The following is a 13573-nucleotide window of genomic DNA, read 5'->3' as shown; positions in this document are numbered from 1 at the left end:
CGGGCGGTTGCCCGAGGCCACATAGCATAACGGGCTTTCGATGCGCGCTCCAACTTGCAGCACGGCGCTATGCGCGCTGGCTGAAAAACCGCGCGCGGCCCGTGATGGGGCCGTGCGTCGTTGCATTACTGACGGCGAATCTGCGCGGTCCGCGAAGGCGATTCAGATTGCCTGCGGCGCCGGCACTTTGGCCGGGCGGTTGATGCGCAGCACGATCACGGCGGCGATCAGGCACAAGCCGCCGGAAATCATCGACGCGACCGTATAAGTGCCGAGGCTCGCGCGCAGCATGCCCGCGCCGAGCGCCGCGAACGCCGCGCCGAGCTGGTGGCCGGCGACCACCCAACCGAACACGATCGGCGCCGATTCCTTGCCGTAGACGTCGGTGGCGAGACGCACGGTCGGCGGCACCGTGGCGATCCAGTCGAGACCGTAGAACACCGCGAACAGCGGCAACCCGAAAAAGTCGATGCCGAACGCATGCGGCAGATACATCAGCGACAGGCCGCGCAGCCCGTAGTACCAGAACAGCAGCACGCGGCTATTGAAGCGATCCGACAGCCAGCCCGACAGCGTGGTGCCGAACAGGTCGAACACGCCCATCGCCGCGAGCAGCGACGCGCCCTGCACTTCGGTCATGCCATAGTCGCCGCACATCGCGATCAGATGGGTGCCGACATAGCCATTGGTGCTCGCGCCGCAAATGAAGAAGCTGAAGAACAGCAGCCAGAAATCGCGCGTTTTGCTCGCCGACGCCAGCGTGCCGAACGCGATCGAAAGCGGGTTCTGCCTGGTGATGCTCGTGGTAATCGGCGCGTCGTGTGGTTCGCCGTATGGGCGCAGTTGCATGTCGGCCGGATGCTCGGGCAGCAGGAACGCGACGAGCGGAATCACGATGCCCGCCGCGAGCGCGACCACCCACACGACCTGGCGCCAGCCGTAATGCTCGGCGACGGCCGCGAGCAGCGGCAGGAACACCAGTTGGCCGGTCGCCGAACTGGCGGTCAGGATACCCATCACGAGACCGCGGCGCGTCGTGAACCAGCGCGTGACGACGGTCGCCGACAGCGACAGCGCCGCGACCCCGGTCGATCCGCCGACCATCACACCCCAGATCAGCACCATCTGCCACGGATGCGTCATCAGCGACGACAGCGCGACGCCCGCGGCCATCGTGCCGAGCGCGCTCAGCAGCGTCGGACGTACACCGAAGCGCTGCATCGCGGCGGCCGCGAACGGCCCCATCAGCCCGTATAGCGCGATGTTCACGGAGATCGCGAGCGAAATCGTCGCGCGGCTCCAGCCGAATTGGTGCTCGAGCGGCACCATCATCACGCTCGGCGTCGCGCGCGTACCCGCCGCCGCGAGCAACACCAGGAACACCACGGCGACGGTCAACCAGCCATAGTGGAAACGTCCGCCTATCAGTCGCGCAGCCCAGTTCATCGGTTCTCCAATCGACGCGGCCGGGGTGGCGGCATCGTTCGTATTGTTACGGCTTCGGAAAATGATTTGTGACAGATCAGTCACAATGGTGTTGCGATGTTAGTTACTGGTCGGTAACATGTCAAGGCGTCAATTTCATTCGGGTGACTTGCCATGTCCGACAGCGAAACTCTCAAGCCCGCCGCTACTCGCTCGCGGCGTGCGCGCGGCGCACAGACCGCGGGGCCGCAGGCGCAGCAGCATCTGCTGCGCGCGGCTAGCGAGTTGTTCTATCGCGAGGGCGTACGCACGGTCGGCGTCGATGCGGTGGTCGAGCGCGCGGGTGTGAACAAAATGAGCCTGTATCGGCAGTTTTCGTCGAAGGACGAGCTGGTGATGGCGTATCTGGAACAGAAGGACGAGCAGTTCTTCGGCTACGTCGAGAAGAGTTTCGCCAAACATCCGGGCGAGCCGGCGAAGCAGCTTCAGCAGTACTTCGACGACCTCGCGGTGCGCGCCTCGGTCGACCATTACCGCGGCTGCCCGTTCGTGAACGTGTCGGTGGAGTTTTCGGATACCACGCATCCGGCGCGGCAGTTCGTGTTCCGCAACAAGCAGCGCTTGATGGCGCGCCTCGTCGAACTGTCGACGGCGGCCGGCGCCGACGATCCGCAAGCGCTCGCCGATGGGCTCGGCCTGCTGATCGAGGGCGTGTACGCGGCGAGCCAGACTTACGGGCCGGGCTGCGGGCCGATCCTCGCCGCGCCGCGAGTCGCCGCGCAGTTGATTGCGGCCGCTTGCGCAAAGAAGCAGGCTCGCTGAGTCAGTCCGTCGACTGGGTCCTTTAGAATTGCGCGTTTCCCCGTCTCATCCTTCCGCCATGCCGTTGCCCGCCGAATCCCACGACGCCGTTATCGCCACGACCCGTCACTGGCTGACCGAGGTCGTGATCGGCTTGAACCTGTGTCCGTTCGCAAAGGCCGTGCATGTGAAGGAGCAGATTCGCTATGCGGTCAGCGAAGCGGACACGCTCGAAGCTGTACTCACCGACCTGGAAGCCGAACTGCAGTCGCTCGTCGCCGCCGACCCCGCCGCCATCGACACGACGCTGCTGATCCTGCCGCGTGCGTTCGGCGACTTTCTCGACTTCAACGACTGCCTGTTCTTCGCCGACCGCCTGATCCAGCAACTGCGGCTCGAAGGCGTGATTCAGATCGCGAGCTTTCATCCGCATTACCAGTTCGAAGGCAGCGAGCCCGACGACATCGAAAACTACACGAACCGGGCGCCGTATCCGATCCTGCATCTGCTGCGTGAAGACAGCATCGAGCGAGCCGTGCAGGCCTTTCCCAACGCGGAAGAGATTTACGAGCGCAATCAGGAAACGCTGCGGCGCATTGGCCTCAAAGGCTGGGATGCGTTGATGAAACGCTAGGTGAAGCGCCAGGCTGCGCCTCAGGCCGGCACGAAAAAACGCTCCTTAAGCGCATCGAGTCCGAGCGTGTCCAGCACTTCGCCGAGCCGCTCAGCCGGCCGGCGCCGCGGCAGATCCTTGTACTGCGCGATGATCAGCTCGTTTTTCATCGAGTGTTCCCAGCCAACCAGCTCGGTCACACTGACCTGATAGCCATGCGCTTCGAGCTGCAGGCAGCGCAGCACGTTCGTGATCTGACTGCCGAATTCGCGCGTGTGCAGCGGATGCCGCCAGATTTCCGTGAGCGCGTTCTTCAGAGCCTTGCCTTTGTTCTGCCGCAGCACGCCGGCCACCTCGGCCTGGCAGCACGGCACGACGACGATGTACTTCGCGTGCTTTTCGAGCGCGAAACGGATTGCGTCGTCGGTCGCGGTATTGCACGCGTGCAGCGCGGTCACGATGTCGATTTCGGCGGGCAGCTGCGTCGAGGTGATCGACTCGGCCACCGACAGATTCAGAAATGACATCCCCTTGAAGCCGAGCCGCGCCGCCAGCTCTTCGGACTTCGTCACCAGTTCCTCGCGCGTTTCGATGCCATAAATGTGCGAAGCCCCACCAGCGGCGTCCTGAAACTCCTTGAAAAACAGGTCGTACAGGATAAAACCGAGGTATGACTTGCCCGCGCCGTGATCGACGAGCGTCAGCGAACCCTGCTGGTCCTTCAGGTCCTTGAGCAGCGGCTCGATGAACTGGAACAGGTGGTAGACCTGCTTCAGCTTGCGACGGCTGTCCTGATTCATCTTGCCGTCGCGCGTGAGGATGTGGAGTTCTTTGAGCAGTTCGACGGACTGGTTGGGACGGATTTCGTGGGTTTTGCCGGACATCGTGTGGGTCGCCATCAATTGCAGCGCGAACGTGCGACAGATGACGGAAAAAGAGAAAAGTTACTGCCAGTTTACCCAAACTGCGGCATTCCCAGCGAGCACGCCGCGCGGACCGCGCGACATAGGTGCTCTGCTGGGAACACTTCCTGCTCGACAGGCGCTGCGCGGAGGTGTCTCGAGAATGGCTGAAAACAGCTTGCGCGCCGGCTGAGCCCGCGGGTGCAAGCCGTGTCGCCGAAAACAGGAGGCTGTCCGGTCGTGCGACCGGACACGCGAACCGGATGCATGTGGGGAGAGCGGTCCCGCAACGCGGGCCGAACGTTACGTAACCAGCAGCGGCCGGCTTTGCTACCGGTCGCGCGCTCGGAAGATCACCGAAGAGGCGGCAATGGATACGGTACCCAACGGAAATGTCGAACAGAAGTTTCAGGAAATGCTTGCGAAGCTCACCACCGCGCCGGCATGGTCGGAGAAACAGCAACTCGAACTGGAGATGGCTCGCGATATCTCCACGGAAATGCTGCGGCTCGCCGAGGTCATGCGCGACGGCAACGTCGACCTCGAAACTTGCCTGACGATGCTCAAGTACGCCAAGGTGCTCGACTTCGTGATGACGACGCTCGCGTCGCGACGCGACATCAAGCCGCAGACGTTGCGGGTGATCTTCAAGCTCGCCGGGCTGAAGGTCGATGAGGCGTATCCGGGTTAGCGCGTCGGCATGTTGGTTAGGATGGCTTGGTATCGCGTTTCGCGTGTGACCAAAAGACTGCTGCAACATGACCGCGCGCGGGCGGCTAGATGCCGCTCGCGACGCGGGCTTCCACACTCCCTTTGCACGGGTATCTCAAGCGCGCGGCGCCTCGGCGGGCGGCGTTCCCTCATGAAATAGCGTCTTCAGCTGCGCGCGCAGCTCCGGCGAATCCGCGTGCTTGTGAACGCTGACGGCATGCTGGACCGCGGCTTCGAGCAGTTCGCTGTCGCTGTCGGCGGACATCGCGACGGTGCAGTTCATTTCGCTCGGAAATTCGCGGCAGTCGATGTATTTGCGGGTCATGACAATCTCCTTGAACCAGACGATCGAGGAAGATGTGTGAAAAGTATAGGTCGCGTGCGGCGCGAGCCAAGCGGTGAACGCAGTTCGACCGCGTTCGACGGCGTTTGCCGCGCGCCGCGCGCGGTGTGACAATAACGCCCTTCGCGCCGCCCGTCCGTTCGATCGCTGGCGGCGCAGCGCCCTTTTCCCCCGCAGATCTGCCGAACCGCATGCCCTCCTCGCTCGATTCCACCCGCGTCGCCGTAATCGGCGGCGGCCCCGCCGGCCTGATGGCCGCCGAGACGCTTGCCCGGCGCGGCGTGCAAGTCCACGTACATGACGCGATGCCGTCGGTCGGCCGCAAATTCCTGATGGCGGGCAAAGGCGGCATGAACATCACGCATTCGGAAGCGCTGGAGCCGTTTCTCGACCGCTACGGCGCGCGCCGCGACCGCATCGCGCCGCTGCTCGACGCGTTCGGTCCCGACGCGCTGCGCGCCTGGTTGCGCGAATTGGGTGTCGAGACGTTCGTCGGCAGTTCGGGGCGCGTGTTTCCGTCCGACATGAAGGCCGCGCCAATGCTGCGCGCGTGGCTGCATCGACTGCGCGAAGCGGGCGTGCAGTTCCACATGCGTCACAAGTGGAACGGCTGGGTCTCAGTGTCAGAAGACAACGCTGCGCACGCGCTGCGCTTCGCCACGCCCGACGGTGAGCAGACGGTGAGCTACGACGCGGTCGTGTTCGCGCTCGGCGGCGGCAGTTGGCCGCGGCTCGGCTCCGACGCCGCGTGGGTGCCGCTGATGATGTCGCGCGGCGTGCCGGTGATGCCGTTGCGCCCTGCGAACTGCGGCTTCGACGCGGACTGGAGCCCGTATCTGCGCGAGCGTTTCGCTGGTCAGCCGATCAAGACGATCGCGATTTCCTTCACCGATGTAGACGGAAAAGTCCACAATCGACAAGGTGAAATACTTCTGACCGAAACAGGCCTCGAAGGGAGTCTGATTTACGCGCTGTCGGCGCCGATCCGCGAGCGGATTCTGGCCGACGGCGAGCTCATCGTCGGGCTGGATCTCGCGCCAGGCTTGCCGCTCGAGCGGGTCATCGAGGAAGTGACGCGGCCGCGCGGCTCACGCTCGATTGCGAGTCATCTGCATGGGCGGATTGGCATCGGCGGGGTCAAGCTGGCGCTGTTGCACGAGATTCTGTCGAAAGAAGCATTCGCCGATGCGCGCGGTCTCGCCCACGCGATCAAGGCGCTGCCGTTGCGACTGCTGCGCGCGCGACCGATCGACGAAGCGATCAGCACGGCGGGCGGCATCCCATTCGAGGCGCTGGACGCACATCTGATGATCGACCGGATGCCCGGCGCATTCTGCGCGGGCGAAATGCTCGACTGGGAAGCACCGACCGGCGGTTATCTGCTGACGGCCTGTTTTGCCAGCGGGCTCGTGGCCGGCCGGGGCGCATGCGCGTATCTCGAAGCGCGCCGCTCATCGGCGTGACGCACGCACTCGCCGTCACCGCACCTTGAGCCGCCACAACGACGTGATCTCGGCCGCTCGCGCAACATACAGCGGATCGTTCTGATCACTGGCCTTCGGATGCCGTGGACGAATGTCCTCGCGTCCCACCACACTGAGCCCCGCGTGCTCGATCGCCGCCAGCAGCCATGCGCGCGTGCGCAACCCGAGATGCTCGGCGAAATCCGAAATGATCAGCCAGCCTTCGCCGCCCGGTGTCAGATGATCAGCGAGGCCGTTCAGGAAGCCGAGCAGCATGCGGCTGTCAGGATCATAGACCGCGTATTCGAGCGGCGACGCGGGCCGCGCCGGCACCCACGGCGGATTGCAGACGACGAGCGGCGCCCGACCGTCCGAAAACAGATCGGCCTGCACGATCTCGACCTGCCGGGCGTAGCCCAGGCGTGCGAGATTTTCGCGCGCACACGCCAGCGCGCGCTCATCCTGATCCGTGGCGACGATCTTGCGCACGCCGCGTTTGGCCAGCAGCGCGGCCAGCACGCCAGTGCCGGTGCCGATATCGAACGCGAGATCCAGCGACGGCAGCGCGGCGCGCGCGACCAGATCGACGTACTCGCCACGCACCGGTGAGAACACGCCGTAGTGCGGATGAATGCGCTCGCCGAGCGCCGCGATCTCGACACCCTTCTTGCGCCATTCGTGCGCGCCGATCAAACCGAGCAACTCGCGCAACGACACCACCGACGCCTCGCCGGTCGCCGGTCCGTACGCTTCGGTGCAGGCCTGCCGCACGTCGGGCGCGCGGCGCAGGGAAATGCCGTAGTCGGCATCGAGCGGAATCAGAATCATGCCGAGCGTGCGGGCGCGTTGCGACTGCGCCTGCCGATGCAGGTTGAACGCGTCGAGCGGTGTCGCTCCCTGCTTGCGCGCCTTGCGTTCGAGTCGGCGCGTGACCGCCTGCAACAGTTGGCGCGCGTTCTGGAAGTCGCCGTGCCACAACAGCGCGGTGCCTTCGCAGGCGAGGCGGTAGGCCGAATCGGCGGTGGTGCGGTCGTCGGCGACGACGACGCGCTTCGGCGGCGGCACGGCCGCTTCGGAGCGCCAGCGTGCGGTGCGCGGGCCGTCGGCTTCGGGCCAGGTGAGAGTTGCGGGGTTGGTCATGGTGCAATGGAGTCGATGTGACGCCGCCGGCGACGTGGACCGCGGCAGCGGACCGGAACGTCTGGCGGCTGCCCGCCATCCCGGGCGACGCCCGAATAGTACCGTACCGCCGCCGTGCGGCTTCGCGGCGCCGCATGGATTGGTGACGATGATCAGGTAAGTTTAGACGCGCCAAATGTAGACAATAAAGTCCATAATCGACAAGGTGAAAGAGCTATCGTGATTTTTGAGCCGTGAGGCGGCGCACCTCAAGGCATGGGCGCACTTTAGCGGGTCAATTGCAGACCAAAAAGTCTACGATCGACAAGGTGAAAGAGATATTGTGATTTTTGAGCCATTCAGTGACTCACCTGAAACGGCGGGGCGGCCGAAGTTCGGCGACCAAATACTAAAAAGTCCACGATCGACAAGGCGAAGGAGATTGCGTGATGTTTGAGCCATCGAACGGCGCACCTTGGCCCGCACTGCATTTAGGCCCGCCGATTACAGATTAAAAAGTCTACTATGGACAAGGTGAAAGAGATATCGTGATTTGTGAGCTAGCCAGCGGCTCACTTCACACCGCATCCAACGTCTTTCCGGCATGGGCTAAAGACGAAAAAAGCACCGTCGAACTCCAACGGCGCTCGTGGTGACCCGTATTGGCGACTTCTACTGCGTCCCCCGAACGCCGACGAGGTCCAGCTCGATCTGTTCCGCGACCATCGCCACAATGTCGCTCTGTACCCGGCGTTTCAGGAGTACTTCCGCACCTACCGACCGCCTCTGCTGGCGGTGCGGGGCAAGAACGACCCGTTCTTGACCTGTCTGAGCCGGATGCCGCTACGGGCATCTCACGCTATGGCACACCCGAGGAAATCGCGGAGCCGATGGCTTTCGTCATAACGCCGGCAGCACGCAGCACGCTGGACAGGCTCGACGCTGCAGATGGACGGCGGCGAGGTCAAATCGGTCTAGCGCGGCGACTCGACTGACGAAAAAAGAAAAACCCCGCCGAAGCGTGTGCTTCGACGGGGTTTTCAAGCATTTCCAGTTACTGCTGATAAAGCAATCTGGTGCCGGCTGCAGGACTCGAACCCGCCACCTCATGATTACAAGTCAAGCGCTCTACCTGATGAGCTAAGCCGGCATGAGGCCGTGATTCTACTTCATTTCACGATCTTAAGGCGAGCCCTTCCGCCACCTTTCGATCCATCGTCGTCGGGTTGCGGTTTGTCGTCGGCGTCGCTGGCCGCGGCCGGGTCGCCCGGCGCGGTTTCGACGGCGCGCGGCGCCGCCGGCGTGTCCGCTTCGTCCGCGGCATCCGCGCCCGAATCCTGAGCCTCGCCGCCCGCCGATTCGACCGGGAACGCCATACCTTGGCCGTTCTCGCGCGCGTAGATCGCCAGAATATTGGCGACCGGCACTTCGATCTTGTGCGACTTGCCGGAAAAGCGCGCGTTGAACTCGATCCACTCGTTGCCCATCTGCAACTGGCTGGTCGCCTCGAAGCTGATGTTCAACACGATCTCGTTGTCTCGCACGAACTGACGCGGCACGCGCGTCTGATTGTCGACGCGGACCGCGATGTGCGGTGTGTAGCCGTTATCCGTGCACCACTCGTAGAGCGCGCGCAGCAGATAAGGCTTCGTGGAAATCTCTTGCATCAACAGTCCTCTTGCGGGCGCGGGCGCGCATCGAAGCAATGCGGCGCGCGCACACCAAAGCCAAACTCAACGACGCATCACCTTTTCCGACGGCGTCAGCGCTTCGATATAAGCCGGGCGGCTGAAAATGCGCTCGGCGTACTTCATCAGCGGCGCGGCGTTCTTCGACAGCTCGATACCGTAGTGGTCGAGGCGCCACAAGAGCGGTGCGATCGCGACGTCGAGCATCGAGAACTCTTCGCCGAGCATGTACTTGTTCTTCAGGAAGATCGGCGCGAGCTGCGTCAGGCGATCGCGGATCGCGAGGCGCGCCTTCTCGTGATTCTTCTCCGCTGCCTTGCCCTTCTCGTTTTCGAGTGTGCCGACGTGGACGAACAGCTCTTTCTCGAAGTTGAGCAGGAATAGGCGTGCCCGCGCGCGTTGCACCGGATCGGCCGGCATCAGCTGCGGGTGCGGGAAGCGCTCGTCGATGTACTCGTTGATGATGTTCGATTCGTACAGAATCAGGTCCCGTTCGACGAGAATCGGCACCTGACCATACGGATTCATCACGGCGATGTCTTCCGGCTTGTTGAACAGGTCGACGTCGCGGATCTCGAAGTCCATGCCCTTTTCGAACAACACCAGCCGGCAACGCTGGGAGAACGGGCAAGTAGTGCCGGAATACAGAACCATCATGTTTACGTTTCCTCAAAAAGCTGAAGGGCCAGCGCACGGAAAAACCGTTCAGCAGGTCTTTCCTGGCGCCGGCGCCACGCCGTGTAGCGGCGTGATTATTTGATATGTTTCCAGTACGCGGCGTTCAGTCGCCAGGCGAAAAAGCTCAGGATACCGAGGAACAACACCACCCACACGCCAAGTTGCTTGCGGATTTGCTGCGTTGGTTCGGACATCCATGACAGGTACGACACGAGGTCGGCCACAGCAGAATCATAATCTACCGGCGACATCGTCCCCGGAGTGAGTTGCTGGAAGCCGAGGAATTTGTGTACCTTTTCGCCGGTTCTTTCGTCGGTTTCGTCACCGAATTTCGCCGCCCGCTGCCCCTGAAGCTGCCACAGCACGTGAGGCATGCTCACGTTTTCGTACACCAGATTGTTCCAGCCAGTCGGCCGCGTATCGTCGCGGTAAAAACTGCGCAGATACGTGTACAGCCAGTCCGTGCCGCGCGCCCGCGCCTCCACCGACAAATCCGGCGGCGTCGCCCCGAACCACGATTTCGCGTCGTCCGGGCGCATCGCCACGGTCATCGTGTTGCCGACCTTGTCGGTGGTGAATAGCAGATTCGCCTGGACTTCGTTCGGCGTGATGCCGAGATCGGTCAGGCGGTTGTAGCGCATCAGGTTCGCGCTGTGGCAATTCAGGCAGTAGTTTACAAACAATTGCGCGCCGCGCTGCAAAGAAGCGAAATTGTTCGTGTTGTCCGGCCCGCGACTGAGCGGGAAATTCTCGTCCGCGTGGGCCGGAGCGGCCAACATCGCAAGCACGGTCGCGCCGACCAGCGCGCATATCGAAAGCAGTTTTTTCATCTTTGTGTTCTCCTGGCTCGCGATTAGTGAGGCTTGAACCGCACCCGTTCCGGCGGCTGCTTGAACTTGCCAAGCCGCGTCCAGAAGGGCATGCCGAGGAAAAACGCGAAGTACACCAGCGCGCAGATCTGGGCGATCAGCGTTGCGGCGGGCGATGGCGGCCGCGTGCCGAGGAAGCCGAGCGTCAGGAACGCGATCACGAAGATCCCGAAGAAAACCTTGTGGAAAAACGGCCGGTAGCGAATCGACCTGACCGGCGAGCGGTCCAGCCACGGCAGGAAGAACAGCGAAATAACCGCGCTGCCCATCACGACGACGCCCCAGAACTTCGATTCGGTGAAGACCATCGCGACGATCACCAGCACCGCGAGCACCGGCAAACCGAGTTTCCACTTGCCGCGTGCGCGCACCAGCGCGAGCAACCCGAGTAACGCGATGACGATCATCAGCACGATCTTGAAGGGATCGGTGGTGGCGCGCAGCATCGCGTAGAACGCCGTGAAGTACCACACCGGCGCAATTTCCGGAGGCGTCTGCAGCGGATTCGCGGGAATGAAGTTGTTCGCTTCGAGGAAGTAACCGCCCATTTCCGGCCCGAAGAAGATGATCGCCGCGAAGATTAGCAGGAAGATCGCCACGCCCATGAAATCGTGCACCGAGTAGTACGGGTGGAACGGAATGCCGTCGAGCGGCACGCCATCCGGCCCCTTCTTCGCCTTGATTTCGATGCCGTCCGGGTTGTTAGAGCCGACTTCGTGCAGCGCGACGAGGTGCGCGATCACGAGGCCGACCAGGACCAGTGGAATCGCGATCACGTGGAACGCGAAGAAGCGGTTCAGCGTGACGTCGGACACGACATAGTCGCCGCGAATCCACAGCGACAGATCCGGCCCGATGAACGGAATCGCCGAGAACAGGTTCACGATCACCTGGGCGCCCCAGAACGACATCTGGCCCCACGGCAGCAGATAGCCGAAGAACGCCTCGGCCATCAGGCTCAGGAAAATCAGGCAGCCGAAGATCCATACGAGCTCGCGCGGCTTGCGGTACGAGCCGTACAAAAGCCCGCGGAACATGTGCAGATACACGACGACGAAGAACATCGACGCACCCGTCGAGTGCATGTAGCGGATCAGCCAACCCCACGGCACCTCGCGCATGATGTACTCGACCGACGCGAACGCAAGCGTCGCATCGGGCTTGTAGTTCATCGTCAGCCAAATGCCGGTGACGATCTGGTTGACCAGCACCAGCAATGCAAGCGAACCGAAGAAGTACCAGAAGTTGAAGTTCTTCGGCGCGTAGTACTCGGAAACGTGCTTCTTCCACGTGGCAGTCATCGGGAAGCGCTGGTCGATCCAACCAGCCAGCCCGGTCGTCTCTACTTCGTGTTCGCTCGCCATTACGCTTCTCCTTTTTCGTCCTTCCCGATCACAAGGGCCGTCGCCGACGTGAACATGAAGCGCGGGATGTCGAGGTTCTGCGGGGCGGGTTTGTTCTTGAAGACGCGGCCGGCCATGTCGTAGGTCGAGCCGTGGCACGGGCACAGGAAGCCGCCGGGCCAGTCGTCGGGCAGATTGGGCTGCGGGCCTTCCTGGAAGCGTGGCGTCGGCGTACAGCCCAGATGCGTGCAAACGGCGACGGCAACCAGCAGATGCTTGTTCTCGGCGCGTGAACGGAATTCGTTGTTGCAGTAGTCCGGCAGCGGCATCGAGAAGGGATTCTGCGTGTGGGGGTCCGCTACCTGGCTATCGGCTTTTTGAACATCGGCGAGCATGCGGTCGGTGCGGTTGATGATCCACACCGGCTTGCCACGCCAGGCGACCGTCATCATGTCGCCGGGCTTCAGACCACTGATATCGACTTCGACCGGGGCACCTGCAGCCTTGGCCTTTTCGGATGGTGCAAACGAACTAACAAAGGGTACGACAACGGCAACACCTCCTATGCCGCCTGCTACGGTCGTCGCTACCAGCCAGTTACGGCGGCTGCCATCGACGCGTTCCTCTTCTTTGTCTCGCATCACACGCCCCACTTCTGAGTTGGATTTTTCCTTCACGTCGCTTCTACCGCCGCTAGTTTGCTCGAATGGAGTCGCCATTTACAAGGGCCGATTGCCAAAAACCGTGCGAAGCCCTTGATAACTCAGGGTTTGTCCGTACCGATCGCAAACTTTTTTGTACCTCCTTTTAAGCGCCTTCTACGGTATTCGCGCCTTTTTCTTCGTTAATGCAATTCGCAATTCAAACGGGATTCGGAATGTCGATAAACAAGTGTTCGATATCGAACGATTCGGACAGATGCTTGCCCACCGCCTGCACGCCGAAACGTTCTGTCGCGTGGTGGCCGGCCGCAAGAAAGGCGACGCCGCTTTCGGCCGCCGTATGCATTACCGACTCCGATACTTCGCCGGTCACGTAGACGTCGACGCCCGCGTTGATCGCCGCGTCGAACATCCCTTGCGCGGCGCCCGTGCACCAGCCGACGCGGCGCAGCTGCATATCGGGATCGCCGAACACGAGCGGCGTGCGGCCCAGCGTTTGCGCGATTTCCGCGCTCAGGTGCGAAAGCGAGATCGGCATTGGCAACGTGGCGAGCCAGCCGAGGTCGTTGTCGCCGAAACGCGCGTCGCTGATCCAGCCCATCTTCTCGCCGATCTGCGCGTTGTTACCGAATTCGCGATGATCGTCGAGCGGCAGGTGGTAGGCAAACAGGTTCAGGTCGTTGGCGAGCAGCAGCTTCAGTCGAGCGTGCTTGCGGCCGGTGATCTGCGGCGCCTCGTTGCGCCAGAAGTAGCCGTGATGGACCAGCACGGCGTCCGCGCCCCAGTCGAGCGCGGCCTCCAGGAAGGCCACCGACGCGGTCACACCGGTCGCGAGTTTGTTGATCCGGCGGCGCCCTTCGACCTGCAGTCCGTTCGGGCAATAGTCCTTGAAGCGCGCGGTTTCAAGGAGATTGTTCAAGTACAATTCAAGTTCAATCCGATCCATATAGACCTCT

14 protein-coding genes, 1 tRNA gene and 1 pseudogene are annotated in these 13573 nt (G+C 62.5%); 5 read left to right on the top strand and 11 right to left on the bottom strand.

Going from position 1 to position 13573, the window contains the following annotated elements; genetic code table 11:
• Positions 1–162: 162 nt before the first annotated feature.
• Positions 163–1446, bottom strand: a complete 1284-nt coding sequence (locus AB4Y34_RS22340; protein WP_176381142.1) for an MFS transporter — start codon at positions 1444–1446, stop codon at positions 163–165.
• 153 nt (positions 1447–1599) lie between these two features.
• On the opposite strand from AB4Y34_RS22340, the gene AB4Y34_RS22335 reads away from it, so the two are divergent.
• Entirely contained in the window at positions 1600–2247 is a 648-nt protein-coding gene (locus AB4Y34_RS22335; protein WP_368717220.1) for a TetR/AcrR family transcriptional regulator, read from the top strand.
• Between the two features lie 58 nt (positions 2248–2305).
• Complete coding sequence (locus AB4Y34_RS22330; protein WP_368717219.1) at positions 2306–2860, top strand: DUF1415 domain-containing protein; 555 nt, start codon at positions 2306–2308, stop codon at positions 2858–2860.
• Between the two features lie 20 nt (positions 2861–2880).
• On the opposite strand, the gene AB4Y34_RS22325 is transcribed toward AB4Y34_RS22330, so the two are convergent.
• The gene (locus tag AB4Y34_RS22325) at positions 2881–3723 is read right to left on the bottom strand and encodes an SAM-dependent methyltransferase (RefSeq protein ID WP_176381139.1); all 843 of its coding nucleotides are present in this window, start codon (positions 3721–3723) and stop codon (positions 2881–2883) included.
• 388 nt (positions 3724–4111) lie between these two features.
• On the opposite strand from AB4Y34_RS22325, the gene AB4Y34_RS22320 reads away from it, so the two are divergent.
• Complete coding sequence (locus AB4Y34_RS22320; protein ID WP_013090673.1) at positions 4112–4432, top strand: hypothetical protein; 321 nt, start codon at positions 4112–4114, stop codon at positions 4430–4432.
• A 135-nt stretch (positions 4433–4567) separates the two neighbouring features.
• Here AB4Y34_RS22320 and AB4Y34_RS22315 read toward each other — a convergent pair whose 3' ends face one another.
• A complete protein-coding gene (locus AB4Y34_RS22315; protein ID WP_176124292.1) occupies positions 4568–4777 on the bottom strand; it encodes a DUF1059 domain-containing protein in 210 nt (69 codons plus the stop codon).
• Positions 4778–4986: 209 nt separating this feature from the next.
• Between AB4Y34_RS22315 and AB4Y34_RS22310 the strand changes: the two genes are divergently transcribed.
• The gene (locus tag AB4Y34_RS22310; protein ID WP_368717218.1) at positions 4987–6258 is read left to right on the top strand and encodes a TIGR03862 family flavoprotein; all 1272 of its coding nucleotides are present in this window, start codon (positions 4987–4989) and stop codon (positions 6256–6258) included.
• Between the two features lie 15 nt (positions 6259–6273).
• Here the strand turns inward: AB4Y34_RS22310 and AB4Y34_RS22305 are convergent, their stop codons facing one another.
• Complete coding sequence (locus AB4Y34_RS22305) at positions 6274–7398, bottom strand: methyltransferase (protein WP_368717216.1); 1125 nt, start codon at positions 7396–7398, stop codon at positions 6274–6276.
• 663 nt (positions 7399–8061) lie between these two features.
• On the opposite strand from AB4Y34_RS22305, the pseudogene AB4Y34_RS22300 reads away from it, so the two are divergent.
• Positions 8062–8196: pseudogene (locus AB4Y34_RS22300) on the top strand (alpha/beta hydrolase); the annotation flags it as partial.
• 255 nt (positions 8197–8451) lie between these two features.
• Here the strand turns inward: AB4Y34_RS22300 and AB4Y34_RS22295 are convergent.
• From AB4Y34_RS22295 to AB4Y34_RS22265, 7 genes are all read right to left on the bottom strand, one after another.
• Positions 8452–8527 (bottom strand) — tRNA-Thr (locus tag AB4Y34_RS22295).
• A 19-nt stretch (positions 8528–8546) separates the two neighbouring features.
• Positions 8547–9044 carry a ClpXP protease specificity-enhancing factor gene (locus tag AB4Y34_RS22290; RefSeq protein WP_368717215.1) on the bottom strand — a complete coding sequence of 166 codons (498 nt, stop codon included), beginning with the start codon at positions 9042–9044 and terminating at the stop codon, positions 8547–8549.
• A gap of 66 nt (positions 9045–9110) precedes the next feature.
• Positions 9111–9722, bottom strand: coding sequence for a glutathione S-transferase N-terminal domain-containing protein (locus AB4Y34_RS22285; RefSeq protein ID WP_006052302.1), 612 nt, complete (start codon positions 9720–9722; stop codon positions 9111–9113).
• A gap of 95 nt (positions 9723–9817) precedes the next feature.
• Positions 9818–10573 carry a cytochrome c1 gene (locus AB4Y34_RS22280; protein ID WP_368717214.1) on the bottom strand — a complete coding sequence of 252 codons (756 nt, stop codon included), beginning with the start codon at positions 10571–10573 and terminating at the stop codon, positions 9818–9820.
• Between the two features lie 23 nt (positions 10574–10596).
• On the bottom strand, positions 10597–11976 hold the full coding sequence (locus AB4Y34_RS22275) for a cytochrome bc complex cytochrome b subunit (protein ID WP_368717213.1): 1380 nt from the start codon (positions 11974–11976) through the stop codon (positions 10597–10599).
• Positions 11976–12596 carry a ubiquinol-cytochrome c reductase iron-sulfur subunit gene (gene petA, locus AB4Y34_RS22270; protein WP_026228357.1) on the bottom strand — a complete coding sequence of 207 codons (621 nt, stop codon included), beginning with the start codon at positions 12594–12596 and terminating at the stop codon, positions 11976–11978. The genes AB4Y34_RS22275 and petA overlap by 1 nt, the downstream gene beginning before the upstream one ends.
• A 220-nt stretch (positions 12597–12816) precedes the next feature.
• Positions 12817–13563, bottom strand: coding sequence for a Nif3-like dinuclear metal center hexameric protein (locus AB4Y34_RS22265; RefSeq protein WP_368717212.1), 747 nt, complete (start codon positions 13561–13563; stop codon positions 12817–12819).
• Positions 13564–13573 lie beyond the last annotated feature (10 nt).

It is taken from the genome of Paraburkholderia sp. BR10954 (assembly GCF_040965775.1).
GTDB classification, from domain to species: Bacteria; Pseudomonadota; Gammaproteobacteria; order Burkholderiales; family Burkholderiaceae; genus Paraburkholderia; species Paraburkholderia youngii.
This window is presented reverse-complemented; position numbering and strand designations above follow the sequence as displayed.